Genomic DNA, 16,096 nt, shown 5'->3' with positions numbered 1-16,096 from the left:
CTCGGAGCGAACGGCGACCCGTCTCTGGAGGTACCGAAGATGGCCAGTAAGCTCACCGAACTCGGCGTCGACTGCGCCGACCCGACCGCCCTCGCCCGGTTCTGGTGCTCGGTCCTCGAATACGAAGTGCACGATGTGGACGAGGCCGACGGAACCGTCACGATCGGTCCGCCCCAGGCCCTTGGCGGGGACCGGCCCGGCCCGGTGCCGCCGGTCCTGACGTTCGCGCGCGTGCCCGAGGCCAAGACCGTCAAGAACCGGCTGCACCTCGATGTCAGCCCCGCCGACCGCGAGCAGGACGAGGAGGTCCACCGCCTGCTCGACCTGGGCGCTCGGTACGCCGATGTCGGTCAGGGCACCGAGAGCTGGGTCGTACTCGTGGACCCGGAAGGCAACGAGTTCTGCGTCCTGGCCGCCCGCCGCCCCTGACCTTCACAGCTCTTCCAGAGGCTGGACTCGGGTGGCGGTGATGGTGGGCAGGGCGCCTGGGGCGGCACGGCGGACCCGGCCGTGCACGGCCAGCAGCCGTGACGTGAAGACCGCTCCGGCGGAGTGCCGCTGTGCGTCGGAGAACAGGGCTACCTCGATGATGCCGCTGCGGTCCTCGACGCTGGTGAAGATGACGCGTCGGCCCGAGCGGGTGGGCGGGGTCTGGGTGCAGACCCGGACCCCCGCCACCAGCACCCGGGCGCCGTCGGGGAGCCGGCACAGGTCTCGGGCCTGGACCAGGTTCCTGGTGGAGGCCAGCTCGGCCAGGCGCGCCGTGTAGGGGTCCAGCCGGTGTCCGGAGAGCTCGTAGCCCAGGGTGCGGAGTTCCTCGGCGACGCGTTCGGTGTGGGTTATCGGCGCGGAGCGTCCCGCGGGCACGGTCGTGGGGGTGTCGTTCAGTGAGAGCTGCCCGGGAGTGTCGCCAGGACTGCCGGTGGGCCTGTGGTGGGCGTGGGCCAGGGAGTGGGCGTGCACGAGGACGTCGCGTCGGCCCGGGGCGTCGGGCGATCCGTCGGCCCCGGTCAGGGTGTCCAGGCCACCGGCCAGAATCAGGTTGTCCAACGCCTCCCTGGACAGGCCGCCCCGGGTGACCAGGTCCCGCAGGTCGGCGAAGGGGCGACGGGCCAGCAGACGGCCGAGTTCGGTCCCGGTGAGGGCGGCCAGGTCGGCCAGGGCCGGACGCAGCCCCCACCGCCGCTCCCCGATCCGCTCCACACTCCAGTGCCGCTGGGAGGCGTGCAGGTCCAGGCCGAGCACGCGCACCCCCATGCGGCGGGCGTCGTTGAGGAGCACCCGGCGCGGGTACATGCCGGGGTCGTGGGTCATCAGGCCCGCGAAGAACGCCGCCGGGAAGTGCCGCTTGAGCCACGCGCTCTGGTAGGTGGGCAGGGCGAAGGCGGCCGCGTGCGCCTTGCAGAAGCCGAAGTTGCCGAACGCCGCCACCAACCGCCAGGTGTCCTCGACGGTGCGGTCGTCGTGTCCGCGTTCGACCATCCGGGTGCGCACCTCCTCCTCCACCTCGCGGCGGCCCTGGTCGGTGGCGAGCGCGCGCCGCATCGCCTCGGCCCGGTCCAGCCCGCACCCGGTCATGGTGGCGACGGCGTGCAGGAGCTGTTCGTGGAAGAGCAGCGCGCCGCCGGTCTCGGCCAGGACCGGGGCCAGAGCGGGGTGGGGGAGCGGGGGCGGACAGTCGCCGTCGCGGGCCCCGAGGTAGGCGGCGACCATGTCGGTGCCCATGGGGCCGGGCCGGAACAGGGAGATGTCGGCGATCAGGTCCGCGATCCCGCGCGGGCGCAGCCGGGAGACCAGTTCGCGCTGGCCCGGGCTCTCGATCTGGAAACAGCCCAGGGTGTTGGATGCCCCGATCATGTGGGCGGTGGCCGGGTCGCCGTCCGGCAGGGCCTCCAGGTCCGGCCGCTGCCCGGTGGTGCGGTCGATCTCGTCCAGGCTGTGGGCCAGGGCCGACTGCATCCGCACACCCAGGACGTCGAGTTTGAGCAGCCCGAGGTGCTCCACGTCCTCCTTGTCCGCCTGGACCATCGGGTACCCGGCACCGGAGGGCTGTGTGGGCACCCGGTCGCCCAGGGAGCGGTCGGACAGCACCAGCCCGCAGGGGTGCATCGCCACGTGCCGGGGCAGGCCGGACAGGCTTTCGGCGAGAGTGAAGAGCCTGCGTACCTGCTCGCTGTCCAGACCGTCCAGGCCGCGCAGCTCGGGGAGTTCACGGGCGGTCTCGCTGATCCGGGAGGCGCGCACCCGGGGGAAGACCGAGGCGATGCGGTCGACCTCTGCCGCGGGCATCGACAGCGCGGTCCCGGCGTCCCGCAGGGCGCTGCGGGCCCGGTAGGTCTCCATCATGGCCACCGCCGCGCTCGCCCCGGGATGGGAGGCGATGACCGCGTCGTAGGCCTCCAACCTCCTCGCCGACTCCACGTCCAGGTCGATGTCGGGCAGGCCGGGGCGGCTCGGGGTACAGAAGCGCTCGAACAGCAGACCGTGGTCCAGGGGGTTGGTCGCGGAGATCCCCAGCAGGTGCACGGTGAGGCTGCCCACCGCCGAACCCCGGGCGGAGCAGCGGATCTGCTTGTCCCGGATGGCCCGGGCGGCGTCGGCGACGGTGAGGAAGTAGCTGTCCAGGCCCAGCCGGGCGATGGTCTCCAGTTCCTGCTGCGCGCGTTCGTCCGCGCGCCGGTCGCCTGCCAGGCCCAGTCGGGCGGCGCCTTCAAAGACCCGGTTCCGTAGTTCGGCTCGGGCCTGAGCGCGTTCGGGCAGGTGGAGGCGGCCCCAGCCTAGATCGGCCCCGGGGTCCAGCGCGCAGGAGGCGGCCAGCGCCAGCGTGTGCGCGATCAGCCGCCGGGCCCGGGTCCGGTCCCCGGCGCACACGCCGACCGCGGCCCGGAACATCTCCTCGCCGGAGGCCAGGTGGGCCCGGTCGGTGCGCGGGTCGGGCCGGTAGCCGCCGGGGGCGTGCTGCCGGATCCGGTCCAGGGCACGCGCCACCCCGGCCCGGTCGGGGTTCGGGTAGCGCACGGCGTTGGTGAGGACCACCAGGAGGTGTTCGTCTTCGGCCAGGCGGACCATGTCCCGGGCGGTGCGCCGTTGCCCGGAGGCGCCGTGGTCGTGCGGGGCCAGGGCGATCTCCAGGCCCAGCTCACGCCAGGAACGCAGCAGTTCACGGGCGTGCAACGGCCGGTCCTGGGCCAGCGCGCGGCCTACGTCGGAGTCGGATCCGAGCAGTGCGATCAGGCCTTCGCGGTGTTCGGCCAGCTGCTCGAAGGTGACCGCCACGGGCGCGGCCGCGTGGTGCACCCGGGTGACCAGGCGGCACAGGTTCGCCCAGCCCCGAGCGCCGCGGGCCAACAGCACGATGCGTCCGCCCCCGGGCGAGGCGAGGGCGAGATCGACCCCCACCACGGGCCGCACCCCGGTCACGGCGCAGGCCCTGACGTGCTCGGCGACCCCGAAGAGCCCGTCCCGGTCGGTCAGGGCCACCACCGGCTGGTCGTTGAAGGCGGCCCGCTCGACCAACGCGGCGGGCGGGGCGGTCCCGTGCCGGAACGAGAACGCCGAGGCGACGCGCAGATGCGCGAACACCGGTCCCCCTCTCCGCCTGCGAACGCAGCCGAAGGGGAAGACGCTGCTTGTCGAACGTGTGTTCGACAACTGTAACCCACAATGATCACTCCGGGCACACGAGAACCCCAGGTCCGGGCCGGTGCGGGCGCGCTCGGCCGGTGCCAGGAAGGCCTGTTGCGGTGCGGCAACAGTGGCCAAGACGTGATGATCCCTTCACGGGACAGGGCCGGGGAACCGGCACTATGAACCAGACCGCACGGCCCGCACAGCCCACGCAGCTCTCTCGGAAAGAGTCATCCCCCTTGCAGAAGGCCACCCGCAAACCCGGCCTCGGCCGCGACTTCAACCGGTTCTGGCTCGGCAGCCTGGCCAGCAACCTCGGCGACGGCATGATGGTGATCGCCCTGCCCCTGGTCGCGGCCTTCCTCACCAACGACCCCCTCCTGGTCTCCGGGCTCATCGCCGCCCGTTTCCTGCCGTTCCTGCTGTTCGGCCTGGCCGCCGGGGTGATCGTGGACCGGGTTGACCGCGTCCGCCTGATGATCGGTACCAACCTGATCCGCGCCGTCGCGCTGGTCGCCCTGGCCGGGTTCATCGCCACCGGTAACGCCACCATCTGGGTGCTGTACGCGGTCATGTTCACCGTCATGACCTGCGAGGTGTTCTACGATCTGGCCGGTCGGGCCCTCATGCCGGCTCTCGCTCCGGCCGGCACGATCGACCGCGCGAACGGGCGCGTCGAGGGCGGCCGGACCGTCACCCAGGACTTCGCTGGCGGGCCGCTCGCCGGGTTCCTGTTCGTGGTCTTCGCGTTCCTCCCCATCGCCGTCAACGCCGGTGCGTACGCCCTGGGCGCCCTGGTGCTGCTCGGCCTCCCCTTGGCGGTCCGCCGCGCCCCCGGCCACGACGACTCCGGCCAGGACCCCGCCGCCAAACGCCCCTCGCCCCTGGCCGACCTGCGCGAAGGGTTCAGGTTCGTCTTCCGTGGCAGCTCCCTCGGCGCGATCCTGCTCTTCAACCTGGCGCTCAACGCCGCCTTCACCGCACTGAGCGCCGTCATGGTGCTGCTCGCCCAGAACCACTTCGGTGTCCCGGCCGCCCTGTACGGGGTGTTCCTCGGGTCCTCCGCCGTCGGTGCCCTCCTGGGGGCCACCACCGTCGGCTTCCTGGTCGCCCGGCTCGGCCGGTTCCGGTTGGAGGTGGTGTTCTTCACCGTCACCGGTCTGTGCTTCATCGGCTTCGGCCTGGCCCCCAACGCCTACGCGGCCGTGGTCGCCTGGGTGCTCCTGGGGTTCGTGATCACCGCGTCCAACATCGTGATGCTCGGTGCCATCCAGCTGATCGTCCCAGGCCGCCAGCTCGGCCGGGTGATGTCGTTCGTCCAGGTGTCCGGCGCCGCCTTCGGCCCGATCGCCGCCCTCTCCGCAGGTTTCCTCGGCCGGGTGGAGCTGTACTACGTGCCCATCGCCTCGGGTGTCCTGGTGCTGGTGTCCCTGGCCCTGGCCGTCCCGGCCCTGCGTCGCGTGGTCACCGAAGCCGACCGGGTAGAGGCCGCCCAGATCGCCGAGCAGGTTGAACCGTCTGAGCAGGCCGAACCGTCCGAGAAGTAACCGGCGCCGGAGGATTATTCACTCTCGAAGGCGGCGACCGTCAGCGAGACCCTGACCGTGCCCCCGTCAGAGGTCCGCTCCGCCGCCTGGTGCACCACCCGTCCGAGCTCGCGGGCGAGCTCCTGCACGCGCGGCCACTCCTCCGCGGGGATGGTGAGGTGCGCGTCGGTGAAGGCGAAATCCGAGCCCTCGCGGTACCCGGACGCGCGCGCGGACATCTGCTGGGCGAGTACCTGCATGAGGCCGAGAAAGCTCTCCTGATCGGAGCCGCCGAGCGCCTCACCGCTGCTGGGCCGGTGCGTGTACCGCTTGGCGATCCCGCCGCGCACGGGCTTCTCGTCGACGAATTCGAGGAGCCCGCCCTTGGCGAGCCGCCGGATGTGATAGCTGACGTTGGCCTGCGTCTCTCCGAGCTCGCGGGCCGCTTCCGCGGCGCTCATCGTCCGCCCGGTCAGCAAGGAGAGCAACCGGAGCCGGAGCGGATGAGCGACCGTCCGAAGTCCGTTCAGGTCGACGCGGTCGTCCTCGCTCATGTCCGCTCTCCCCGATCTTCCTGCGCCACCGTGGCCCGAGCCGCCCACTGTAGTCGGCGATCCCGGACCGCAGACAGGACGGCGACGGCAACGAAAATCCCTGCGGTGGCGGCCAACAGAACCGTCGACACCGTGATGCTCGTGCTGTCCAACAGCGCGCCGCCCACGGCGAAGGCCAGCGCCGCCCCCGCGTTCACCGCCGTGTTGATCAGGGCGGACGCTTCCGTGCGCTCCTCGATCGGGGCGATCTCATCAGCGGCGAGATACCCGCTGATCATCGACGGAGCGACGAAGAGCCCCACCACGGTGAACAGCAGCACCAAGACGACCAGCCCCCCGCCCCAGGCCGTCGCGAACAAAGCCCCGCACGCCGCGAGCCCCAGAAGGACCATCCGCCCCATCGGCGCCGCCGTCCAGGTACGCGAACCGTAGAACAGCCCACCCGCGGCACTGCCCACGGCGAAGAACGCCAGCAGGACCCCGGCCAGGCCGGAATGGCCCATCGCCTGCCCGTGCGCGGTGGAAAGCAGCTCGACCGCGCCAAGCACCAGACCGACACCGACGAGCACCGACAGCACCGGCCAAAGACGCGCGTGCCGCAACGGACCGACCCACCCGCTCCACGCCGACGCCCGGCGCCGCACCTTCCCCGGCTTCGGCACCGGAGAGAGCACCATCCCGACCGTGCCCACCAAACCAGCGGTCGCCGCCACAACCACCGCGACCACAGGTCCGTGCGGCAGCAGCACAACAAGACTCACCATCAGCGGCCCGGCGATGAACACCAGCTCCTCAGCGACCGCATCGAGACCGTACGCCCGCGTCCGGTGCCCGTCAGTCGGCGCCAACAGGGCCCACACCCCGCGCATCACCGCCCCCAACGGAGGGGTGCACAGCCCGCTCAGCACCCCCAACACAATCGCGACCCCGCCCGAATCAGTGCCGACCGCGAACACCACACCGATCAACCCAGCGGCGTACCCAACCGCGAGCCAGGGCAGAACGAGCCGGGCCCCGTACTGATCCACCAACCGTGCCCGCAACGGAGCGGCCACCACGTTCCCCAGCCCGAACCCGCCAACGATCGCCCCCGAAAGAGCGAAACCCCCGGGCCCCTCCTGGACCAACAACAGGAGCGCCAGCGAAACCATCGCGAACGACAGCTTCCCCACCACCGAAGGCACGAAGGCCCGCAGCACGTACGGCAGCCGCAGCACATCCAGATAGGTCGCCCGCACCCCAGTGCCCATCCCATTCCCCAACTCTCGGCGGCTCCCGCAACAGATACAACCAAACATTCCTTTGGTGGTAATGGTTTTCCTCCGGCCCAAGCTGCGATGCTCACACCCCGGTGCCCAACGCCGGGACGTGTCGCGGCTGGTCATGCTCGGCGGCGGAGAAGCGGCAGCGAGGGTGGGCAGGGACCGGGCCCGCAGTTCCCCGGGCCGCGTGTCGTGGGGGTGGGGCGGAAGCCGCCAGAGCCCCCGGTGGCGGAGTCACCCAGGACAGTGCGGGCGGGCCCATGGGGGCACGGGCGGGCCTCCCCCGGGCAAGGGCAGGCCGTGCGTGTGGGGCAGGCCGTGCGTGTGGGGCTGGTTTTCAGTGTGGGGGCGTGGCACCCGAAACCCGCGCCTGGGGCTGTCCGCTACTTCCGAACCCCCCGTATCCCCGATGATCTTGCTCCCAGGAGCAAGCTCGGCGCCGAAGTTGCTCCTGGTAGCAAGATCATCTTCAAACAGAGGACCGAAACAGGCACCCGGCCCCTGCCCACCCTCGCTGCGCTTCTCCGTCCGGGCGAGTGAGCGGCCGGGACACGGGGACCGGTGCGCGCAGGGCATGGGGGCGCTCCCTCCTTCGCTGCCGCTTGTCCGATGAGGCGCGTGACCTGCCGCGACACGTCTAAGCGCTGGGCACCGGGGGAGGAGGGCACCGGCCGAAGGCCCAAGCAGTTGGGCCCTTCGAGGCCCGAAGGGCCCGTTGGCCACCCCGACCATTTCTCCCCCGTTTCCCGATAGCCGCCCACCGCCGTCGTAGCGAAGCGGGTCAAGGTGGAGCGCCCTGCTCCGGCGAAGCCGCGACGGCGACGACCTTGATGCGCGCAGCGGAGACGGCAACCATCGAGCGGCGGGAAACGGGGGAACCGGAACCGGACACCGCACACAACGCATGGAGTCCGGGGCCTTTGCAGCCGCCCTTCGTTGTCGGTGAGGGGCCGCGAACCTTCGTCTGGGAGGTGGGGTGGGCGATGGGGCAGGCCACCCGGCTTCGGTGGATGTCCTAGACGGACTGCGGTTGCCGGGGGTCCAGGACCAGGCCGTGCGGCACCGCTCGCCCGGGGGCTTTTTCCTCCGGCTCCTCTGCTTGAAAGAACCGGCTCAGCTCGCGGCGGCCGCCGATCCGTAGTTTCCGGTAGCAGTGGGTGAGGTGCGACTCCACGTTGCGCAGACTCACCCGCAGCATCCGTGCGATGTCCCGGTTGCTCATGCCCCCCGCGGCCAGCTCGGCGACCTGGCACTCGGTGGGGGTCAGCAGAGACCGGGTGGACGTCTTGCGGGGGCCGGGGCGGCCGCCCGCGTCGCGCAGTGTCCGCTGGACCTGGTCCACCAGGGCGTCGGCGCCCAGCGAGATACCCACCTCGTTGGCCCGGTGCAGGAGTTCGCGGGCGCGCGCGGTGGTGCCGCCCCGCTGGTGTGCCTGCCCCGCCGCGTACAGGGCGTGCGCGAACAGCAGCGGCGCCTCCTCCGAGTCGAGCAGTTCCATCGCGCCACGGGCGGGCCCGAGGGCGTCGCCCGAAGCGGACACCGAGGCCAGGGCGAGCAGTGCCCTGCCCCACGCGAACGGCGCGGCCCACCGCCGGGCGCGGTCGACCTCCTGTTGGGCCAGTCGCCGGGCCTCGGGCAGGTTGCCGAGACCGGCGTGGAGCAGCGCCTTGGTGGAACGCCACGGCAGGATCGCCGGGTTGTCGATCCGGCGGCGGTCCAGTTCCCGCTCGCAGTGGGTGACCAGGGCCAGGGCTCGCTGTACCTGGCCCAGCTGACCGAGGGCGCGGGCAGTGCTGTGCGCGAGGTGCAGATGCCACCAACCCGTCGCCTGCCCGGCCGACTGCTCGGTCTCCCGACCGGTCGCCTGCCCGGTGGGGAGCTCCACGTCCAGTAGGTCGCCCACCTCGGTGAGCTGGTCTCGTTCCACCGCTACGTCGATCAGCACGCTGCGGGCGAGGGCGCCGGTGTGGTGTCGGTCCGCACTGATGCGGCCCAGCGCGGTGAGAGCCTGCCGGGCGTTGTCCCCGGCGTCGGCGAGCGCCCCCCGGTGGAGGAGGACCAGGCTCCGTACGGCGTGTGCCTCTGCGACTCGGGCCACGGTGCCCTCCGCGACGGCGAGCCGCGCCTCGGCGTCGATGTACTGCTGTGCCTCGTCGAAGCCGCCCGCCCAGAGCAGCGCGAGCAGGGCGTGGTACCAGGACGGGGATCCGTACGGGGCGCGGGGCGGGGCGAGGAAGGCGCGGCAGATCCGTCGGACCGCCGCTGCCGTCTGGCCGGTGGCGGTGCGGTGCAGGAGGACAACCTCCAGCCGTTCCAGGTTCGCCAGGCCACCGGTGTGGGCGCCCTCGTGCAGACGGACGTGGTCCAGCCGACGGCGCAGTCGAGCCGCCGCTCCCTCGTCGTGGTCCCGGACCTGCCCGTGGTCCCGGACTTGCTTGTGGGCGCGGTCCAGGACGCTCCTGGCCTGGTCCGGTTGGTCGAGGCGGAGCAGGGTGTCCGCCAGCCGCGCCGACCGGTCGGCCACTTCCAGGGGGTCGGCGGTGAGGTTGACCAGGGAGTACTGGGCGTCCGCGGAGGCGGGAAGGTCCAGTTCCATCAGGGCCCGCACCCGCAGATCGGCGATGCGGGATGCCAGGTGGTCGGGTGCTCCGTGGCGCACCACCGTGTCGACGTGTTCCACGGCCGCGTGCGCGCCGCGGGGCAGCAGCCCTTCGGCGGCGTCCAGCAGCATGGGCGCCATCCACGGTTGCTCGAGCGGGGAGGCCCGGAGCAGGTGCGGGGTGATGTCCCCGGGGGCGGCGTCGTCCTGGTGCAGGTGGAGGGCGGTCCGCCGGTGGAGCGCGGCCCGCTGGGCGATCGGGACGTCGAGGTAGAGCAGGCGCGCCAGGACGGGGTGCCGGAAGGTGCGGGTAGTGGGGTGGAGGATTCCGCACTCCGTCAGCTGCCCGAGACTCTGGGCGGCCTCCGCCACCGTCAGGGAGCACAACTCGGCGACGAGTTTGGCGTTCACAGCCGTCTCGCCCACCAGGCTCGCGGCGTGGGCGACACGCAGGCCGTTGCCGTCCAACCGGCGCAGCAGGCACAGCACGCGGTCCTTGACCGCGCGTAGCCGGATCGTCAGGTCGTCGGATAGGTCGGCGGACCCGTCCGAAGGCCCGTCGTGGTCGGTCAGGGCACAGCTGGGGGCGGGCGCGGGTGCGGGGGCTGTGAGCACTTGCTGGGTCAGGAGGTAGGGGTTGCCGCCGCTGTCGGCGATGAGGTCGTCGGAGGGGTCCCGGGAGCAGCCGCGCAGTGAGTCGATCAGGTGGGACGCGGCGCTCGGGGACAGATCGTGCAGGCGCAGGTGGCGGTCGGGGCGCACGCTGTTCATGAACTCGACCAGGAGGTGCTGGTCGCCCGCGGGTTCACCGCGCCGCTGGCTCGCCAACAACACCACCGGGATGTTGTCGATACGGCGCATGAGGAATCCCAGCCACGATAAGGAATCCGAGTCCACGCATTGAACGCAATCGACGGTCAGCAAAATAGGCTTGTGCTGTGCGACCCGGCTCAGGGTCGTAAAAAGGTCGGTGAACTGCGCGTATTCAGGATCTTTCGGGGTGCGTTGGTGGAAGTTGATCTTGACGGGCGGCCCCGGAAGGGAACCTGCTGTTTCCAGGCAGTTGAAAAGTTGATCAACGACGCCCATCGAGAAACGGCGTTCCGTGGGTGAGGCGGTGGCCGAAAGCACGAGCATGCCCCGCTGCCTGGCCCGTTCCTCCGCCCACCGGAGCAGCATGGTCTTTCCGGTGCCGATAATGCCCTCTACTAGGGATGACGTCCCCTGGCCAGAGAGAGCGGAGTCCAACATCTCATCGATGATCCGGGATTCCTCACCTCGGTCGAACAGCTCCCTGAGCACCGCTTTCGTATCCCCCCGCGTCGATGGCAAACGACGAAAACACCGCCGCCGCTCCTTCCCGTTCCCGGGGTCGCTCTCCCCGGTATGGCGGAACGGCGTACCTGTGCAGTCCGGACACTAACATCCCGGGGCTTCCGTGCCGTTGACGGTGTGACCGGTGATCGTCGGTAGAACTGTCACCTTGGTTGATTCTTCCGGGCGATCGTATTTCGGTATCTCATTCCCCGTCGGCGCGGTCGGCCTCGTCGTTCCTGTTCCGGGCCCGGGGCCGGGCCCGCACGTGAATGCGCTCCCCCTGGCGCCCGAACAGGCTGAGGACCTCCACGGGGCCCTCCCCGGTGCTGCCGAACCAGTGCGGCAGCCGGGTGTCGAACTCGGCGGCCTCGCCCGCCTCCAGCACGAGGTCGTGGTCGGCGAGGAGCAGCCGCAGGCTGCCGGAGAGCACGTACAGCCACTCGTAGCCCTCGTGGGTGCACAACTCGGGGGTATTCCGGGTCTGGGGAAGCACCATCTTGAACGCCTGGAGCGGCCCGGCCTGACGGGTCAGCGGCAGCACCGTGTTCCCGTTGACGCTCCTGGGGATGGGCCGGACCCGGGGGTCGCCGACCTCCGGAGCGCCGATCAGTTCCTCCAGGGGTACCTGGTGGGCCTGGGCGATGGGCAGCAGCAGCTCCAGGCTGGGACGGCGCTGCCCCGACTCCAGACGGGACAGCGTGCTCTTAGAGATGCCGGTGGCCTCGGCGACGGCGGTGAGGGACACGCCGCGCCGCATGCGCAGACGCCGTAGCCGGGGGCCGACCTCGCTGAGGACCTGGGCGATGGCGGGTGAGGTTTCCATGCCGCCCATTCCACCGGCCTGTTGCGGAAACGGCAACAAAAATTGCGATCCCCGGGCCCCGCTCGCATTCTGTGCCCGGAAGATCGCGGTACGCGGTGCTGGCGGCAGGAGAGGGACGGACATGTTCGAGAACGGTTCGCTGAACGGGCCCACGTATGGGACCGAGTTCGACGTCGTGGTGATCGGGGCGGGGGCGGGCGGCCTCAACGCGGCCCTGGTTCTGGCCCGGTCGCGGCGCCGGGTGGCGGTCGTGGACTCCGGGGCGCCGCGCAACGCGCCCGCCGCCCACATGCAGGGGTTCCTGTCCCGGGACGGCATGCCCCCCGCGGAGCTGCTGGAGACCGGACGGGCCGAAGCCGCCGGATACGGCGTCGAGTTCCTGAACGGCGAGGTCGAGGAGGTGGCGCGGATCTTCGAGGAGGGTGCGCCCGTCTTCACCGTGCGGCTGGCCGACGGCGTGGTGCTGGCCGCCCGCCGAGTGGTGGTGGCCACCGGGCTGCTCGACGAACTTCCGGACATCCCCGGGGTGGCGGACCGCTGGGGCAGGGACCTGCTCCACTGCCCGTACTGCCACGGGTACGAGGTGCGCGAGCAGACGCTCGGTGTGCTCGGCACCCAGCCCGCCGCCGTCCGGCACGCGCTGCTGATACGCCAGTGGTCCGAGGACGTCGTGCTGTTCCGGCACACGCTGGAGCTCACCGAGGAGGACCGCGAGGCCCTGGACGCGCGCGGGGTGACGGTCGTCGACGGCACCGTGGAGCGGCTCCTGGTGGAGGGCGACCGCCTGCGCGGGGTCCAACTGGCCGAGGGCAGCTGCGTGCCCTGCCACGCGGTGTTCCTCGTGCCGCGGATGGTGCCTCGCGACGGCCTGCTCACCGCGCTGGGCTGCGATCGGGGCGACAACGGCTGGGTCGCCACCGACCGCACCGGCCGCACCAGCGTGCCCGGCGTGTGGGCGGTGGGCAACGTCGTGGATCCCCGGGCGCTCGTGGTGAGCGCGGCCGGGGCGGGTTCCGCCGCCGCGTTCGCCATCAACCACGACCTGGTCGGTGAGGACGTCGAACAGGCCGTCCAGGATCACCGGATGGTCAAGGAGCTGACCGGGGTCCGGCCCGGCGACGAGTACTGACCCGCCGAACCCGCCGAACCCGCCCAGGCCGCCCCAGGCCGCCCCAGGCCGCCGAACCCGCCCAGGCCGCCAAGCCAACCCAGGCCGCCAAGGCGCCCGCGGTCGACAAGGAGATCCCTTATGGACCACACCGCACAACAACCCCCGGTCGACCCTGCCCTCTCCCCGAAGGCCGCCGCTTCCGGGACCGCCGCGTCGGCCTCGGCGTCCGGGCCACCGGGCCAGGGGCCAGGCCGGGAACCGGGTAGCGCCCTCAGCCCGCGGGCCAGGCTCGCGTTCACGATGCTCGCCGTCGTCCAGGCGACGCTGATCTTCACCATCACGCTGATCTCCGTGCCGCTGCCCCACATCGCGCGCGAGTTCGGCCTGAGCGCGGCGGACCTGGTCCTGATTAACGCCGCCTACGGGCTGCCCTTCAGCGGGCTCCTGCTCTTCGGGGGCCGCCTCACCGACCGCTACGGCGGGCGGCTGATGTTCGTGGCCGGGCTGCTGCTCTTCGGTCTGGCCTCCATGACCGCCGCGTTCGCGCCCACCTTCGAGGCGCTGGTCGCGGTGCGGTTCTGCCAGGGCGTGGGCGCGGCGATGACGGCTCCGGCGGCCCTGGCCGTGCTGCGCGCGGTCTTCCCCGACCCGGTCGCCTTCGGCCGGGCCATGGCGGTCTGGGGTGGGGTGTCCGTACTCGGCGGAGCCGCTGGAACCCTGATCTCCGGTGCCGTCGCCGCCTGGGTGTCCTGGCGCTGGATCTTCGCCGTTCCGGTACTGGTGGCCGCCCTGGGTCTCGCGGTGACCCGGCGGCTCCTGCCCGCGGACCCCGCCCGTGGGGCGCAGGACCGGCCCGGTCTCGACCCGGCCGGTGCCGTTCTCGCCACGCTGGGCATCTCGATCGGCAGCTACGGCCTGATCCTCAGCGGCGACCACCCATGGGGATCGGCCCAGGTCCTGGGTCCCATCGTCGTCGGCCTCGTGCTGCTCGCCGCGTTCCTGATGGTCGAGCGGCGGGTGCGCGACCCGCTGCTGCCGCCCGGCTTCGTCGTGGAGCCGCGCCGCCTGGTGGGGCTCTTCGGGATCTTCCTGGCCGCGGCGGGCGTGGCGCTGGTGACCTTCCTGCTGTCGCTCCACCTCCAGCAGCAGATGGGTTGGTCCGCGCTGGCCACGACCGGCGCGTTCGTCCCGTTCACCGTCGCGCTGATCGCGACCAACCTGCTGTCCGGGCGGCTGGTGGGCCGGTACGGTGCCGGGCCGGTCACTGTCGCGGGGCTCGTCATCGGCGCCGCGGGACTTGCGCTGCTCACCGGGGTCAGCCCTGACGGCTCGTTCGCCCTGACCCTGCTGCCCGGCGTGATCCTGCTGCCGGTGGGCGCCACCTTCATCTTCTCCGGATCGGCGGTGCTGAGCACCGCGAACGTGCCCCAGCACCAGGCCGGACTGGCGGGCGGCGTGATGAACACCGCGATGGAGCTCGGGCCCACGGTCGGGTTGGCCGCGCTCATGGCGGTGGCCGCGGCGCAGGCCGAGGTGGTGGTCGGCTACGCCTGGGCCTTCGGGGCCGGTGCCGCCGTCTACCTGTTCGTCGCGATCCTGGCGGCGGTGGCGATCCGACGCCACCCCGTCTCCTAGGGCTTGTTCCGTGGATGCTTTCGGCAGGCTCGGCGCTTGCGCCGATCGACGCGAGCGGCCTCGCCCCTACTGTGCCCTGCTACGCAAGCTCCGCGGTGTCGCACAGCGGGGGCCCGGCAATCTCTCGCAAGACGATGAGCGAAGCTGCCCCTACTGTGCCCTGCTACGCAAGCTCCGCAGTTTCGCACAGCGGGGGCCCGCCTGGGTTTGGCTGTCCGAGTGAAATCGGCGCAGCGAGAGGCAGCCTGATGGTCGCGAGCCCGGAATGATCCGCGGAACACGCCCTAGCGGCGGGGGACACAGAGACGACACCGGGCGTGCCTTACCCGGCGGACGCGGCACGCCCGGTGTCCTGTCATGCCCTTCCGCCCGCCACCCTTCCGCCCGTCGCCTTCCGCCCGCGGTGCCGGTGCAGACCGGCCGGGGCGGACCGGCTAGGGCATACCGGGCGGGGCCTGGCCCCAGCCCCAGACCGGCACGCTCTCCCGCCGCGACGGCGGTGCCTCCGGCTGTGAATTGGCCATCGCCCGCCGCGAACCCCATTCGATATAGGCGACGAACGCGGATCGGAATTCCGGATCTGCGGGCAGGCCCACCTCGTCGGCGGCTTCCAACATCAGTTTCACCCAGCGCCTCCGTTGTTCCGGCTGGATTTCCCGACCCCGATGGCTTTTCAGCATCCGCCGGAAACCGCCGAGTTCCTCGGTGTAGGTTTTGGGGCCGCCGAAGACCTCGCCGAGCCAGATCGCGACGTGTTGTGGATGGTCGTCGGTCATGTACTGGAAGATCGGGGCGAGGAGTTCGTCCTCGCGCACCCTTCGGTAGAAATCCTCGGTGAGCCGTCCCAGCGCCTCGGCGCCGCCGGCCCACTCGTACATCGTCGGGACCGTTTCCGACATCACGACACCTCCGGTCGGCAGTGGTTTCCCCAGGTTCCTCGCGGCACGGCCAGCAGCTCGCCCACGACCTTGGCCGCCTGCTCGGGGGAGGGCAGCGACGGATGGCTGGAGCGGCGGCCCGTGCCGGGGTCGAACCCCTCGTGCCAGACCGGCTCCGGGACCAGGTGGCCGTCCTCGCGCAGCTGGGCGATGTTCCGCCGGACGGCGGCTTTCTCCCACATCAGGGCGCCCATGACCGGGAAGAAAACGACCGGGAAGTCGGCCGAGAGGATCACCGTGCCGAGGCGGTTGGGGGCCGCCCCGGCTGCGGCCATGGCGAGCGTGTTCGCCGTGGCGGGCAGCACCACGAGGAGGTCGTGGTCGGCGACCAGACGGGACGGTTTGTCGGTCGACCAGTTCTCGGGCGACTCCCCGCTCACCACCCGCTCGGCGAAGAGCGCCGCCGTCTCGGGCGGCAGGAACGACGCGGCGGTCGGCGTCAGCAGCACGGTGTAGGTGCCGCCGAGGCGCTCGCGCAGCCCGCCGAGATACGCCGGCAGATGCGGCGTGGCGATGGAACCGGCGGCGGCGACGAGGATGCGTTTTCCGCTTTGTTTCGGAGGGCTCTGCGACGGAGGGATCTTCGGCGGGGTTCTCTTCTTTTCCATGGCTGAAATCATGGGAGCGGCTTTTTCCCATGTCAACACCGTTGTTTCGGTGATTTCGCGGCCCTTCGGTCGGACCGCGGTGATACTTCGGTCGGT

11 protein-coding genes are annotated in these 16,096 nt (G+C 71.4%); 4 read left to right on the top strand and 7 right to left on the bottom strand.

Going from position 1 to position 16,096, the window contains the following annotated elements; all coding sequences use genetic code 11:
* Window positions 1-39: 39 nt before the first annotated feature.
* Window positions 40-429 (top strand): VOC family protein, encoded by a 390-nt coding sequence (locus D457_RS0102255; RefSeq protein ID WP_017579012.1) that lies wholly within the window; start codon window positions 40-42, stop codon window positions 427-429.
* A 3-nt stretch (window positions 430-432) separates the two neighbouring features.
* On the opposite strand, the gene dnaE is transcribed toward D457_RS0102255, so the two are convergent.
* Entirely contained in the window at window positions 433-3,582 is a 3,150-nt protein-coding gene (gene dnaE / locus D457_RS0102250) for a DNA polymerase III subunit alpha (protein ID WP_017579011.1), read from the bottom strand.
* Window positions 3,583-3,866: 284 nt separating this feature from the next.
* Here dnaE and D457_RS0102245 point away from each other — a divergent pair, with 284 nt between their 5' ends.
* Window positions 3,867-5,174, top strand: a complete 1,308-nt coding sequence (locus D457_RS0102245) for an MFS transporter (protein ID WP_017579010.1) — start codon at window positions 3,867-3,869, stop codon at window positions 5,172-5,174.
* Window positions 5,175-5,188: 14 nt separating this feature from the next.
* On the opposite strand, the gene D457_RS0102240 is transcribed toward D457_RS0102245, so the two are convergent.
* The 4 genes from D457_RS0102240 to D457_RS0102220 form a co-directional block, all read right to left on the bottom strand.
* Window positions 5,189-5,707, bottom strand: coding sequence for a winged helix-turn-helix domain-containing protein (locus D457_RS0102240; protein ID WP_017579009.1), 519 nt, complete (start codon window positions 5,705-5,707; stop codon window positions 5,189-5,191).
* A complete protein-coding gene (locus D457_RS0102235) occupies window positions 5,704-6,957 on the bottom strand; it encodes an MFS transporter (RefSeq protein WP_017579008.1) in 1,254 nt (417 codons plus the stop codon). Before D457_RS0102235 ends, D457_RS0102240 begins: the two co-directional genes overlap by 4 nt.
* A gap of 1,027 nt (window positions 6,958-7,984) precedes the next feature.
* Window positions 7,985-10,870, bottom strand: a complete 2,886-nt coding sequence (locus D457_RS31720) for a helix-turn-helix transcriptional regulator (protein ID WP_152514115.1) — start codon at window positions 10,868-10,870, stop codon at window positions 7,985-7,987.
* A 217-nt stretch (window positions 10,871-11,087) separates the two neighbouring features.
* Window positions 11,088-11,708: a helix-turn-helix domain-containing protein gene (locus tag D457_RS0102220; protein WP_017579006.1), complete on the bottom strand. Its 621-nt coding sequence runs from the start codon at window positions 11,706-11,708 to the stop codon at window positions 11,088-11,090.
* Window positions 11,709-11,829: 121 nt separating this feature from the next.
* On the opposite strand from D457_RS0102220, the gene D457_RS0102215 reads away from it, so the two are divergent.
* Together D457_RS0102215 and D457_RS0102210 are read left to right on the top strand one after the other, a co-directional pair.
* Complete coding sequence (locus tag D457_RS0102215; protein ID WP_017579005.1) at window positions 11,830-12,837, top strand: NAD(P)/FAD-dependent oxidoreductase; 1,008 nt, start codon at window positions 11,830-11,832, stop codon at window positions 12,835-12,837.
* Window positions 12,838-12,957: 120 nt separating this feature from the next.
* Window positions 12,958-14,454 (top strand): MFS transporter, encoded by a 1,497-nt coding sequence (locus D457_RS0102210; RefSeq protein WP_039830866.1) that lies wholly within the window; start codon window positions 12,958-12,960, stop codon window positions 14,452-14,454.
* A 434-nt stretch (window positions 14,455-14,888) separates the two neighbouring features.
* Here D457_RS0102210 and D457_RS0102205 read toward each other — a convergent pair whose 3' ends face one another.
* Both D457_RS0102205 and D457_RS0102200 read right to left on the bottom strand, forming a co-directional pair.
* The gene (locus D457_RS0102205) at window positions 14,889-15,353 is read right to left on the bottom strand and encodes a group II truncated hemoglobin (protein ID WP_017579003.1); all 465 of its coding nucleotides are present in this window, start codon (window positions 15,351-15,353) and stop codon (window positions 14,889-14,891) included.
* The gene (locus D457_RS0102200) at window positions 15,353-16,000 is read right to left on the bottom strand and encodes a flavoprotein (protein ID WP_017579002.1); all 648 of its coding nucleotides are present in this window, start codon (window positions 15,998-16,000) and stop codon (window positions 15,353-15,355) included. Before D457_RS0102200 ends, D457_RS0102205 begins: the two co-directional genes overlap by 1 nt.
* Window positions 16,001-16,096: the final 96 nt, after the last annotated feature.

The sequence above is a fragment of the Nocardiopsis valliformis DSM 45023 genome, assembly GCF_000340985.1.
Taxonomy (GTDB): domain Bacteria; phylum Actinomycetota; class Actinomycetes; order Streptosporangiales; family Streptosporangiaceae; genus Nocardiopsis; species Nocardiopsis exhalans.
This window is presented reverse-complemented; position numbering and strand designations above follow the sequence as displayed.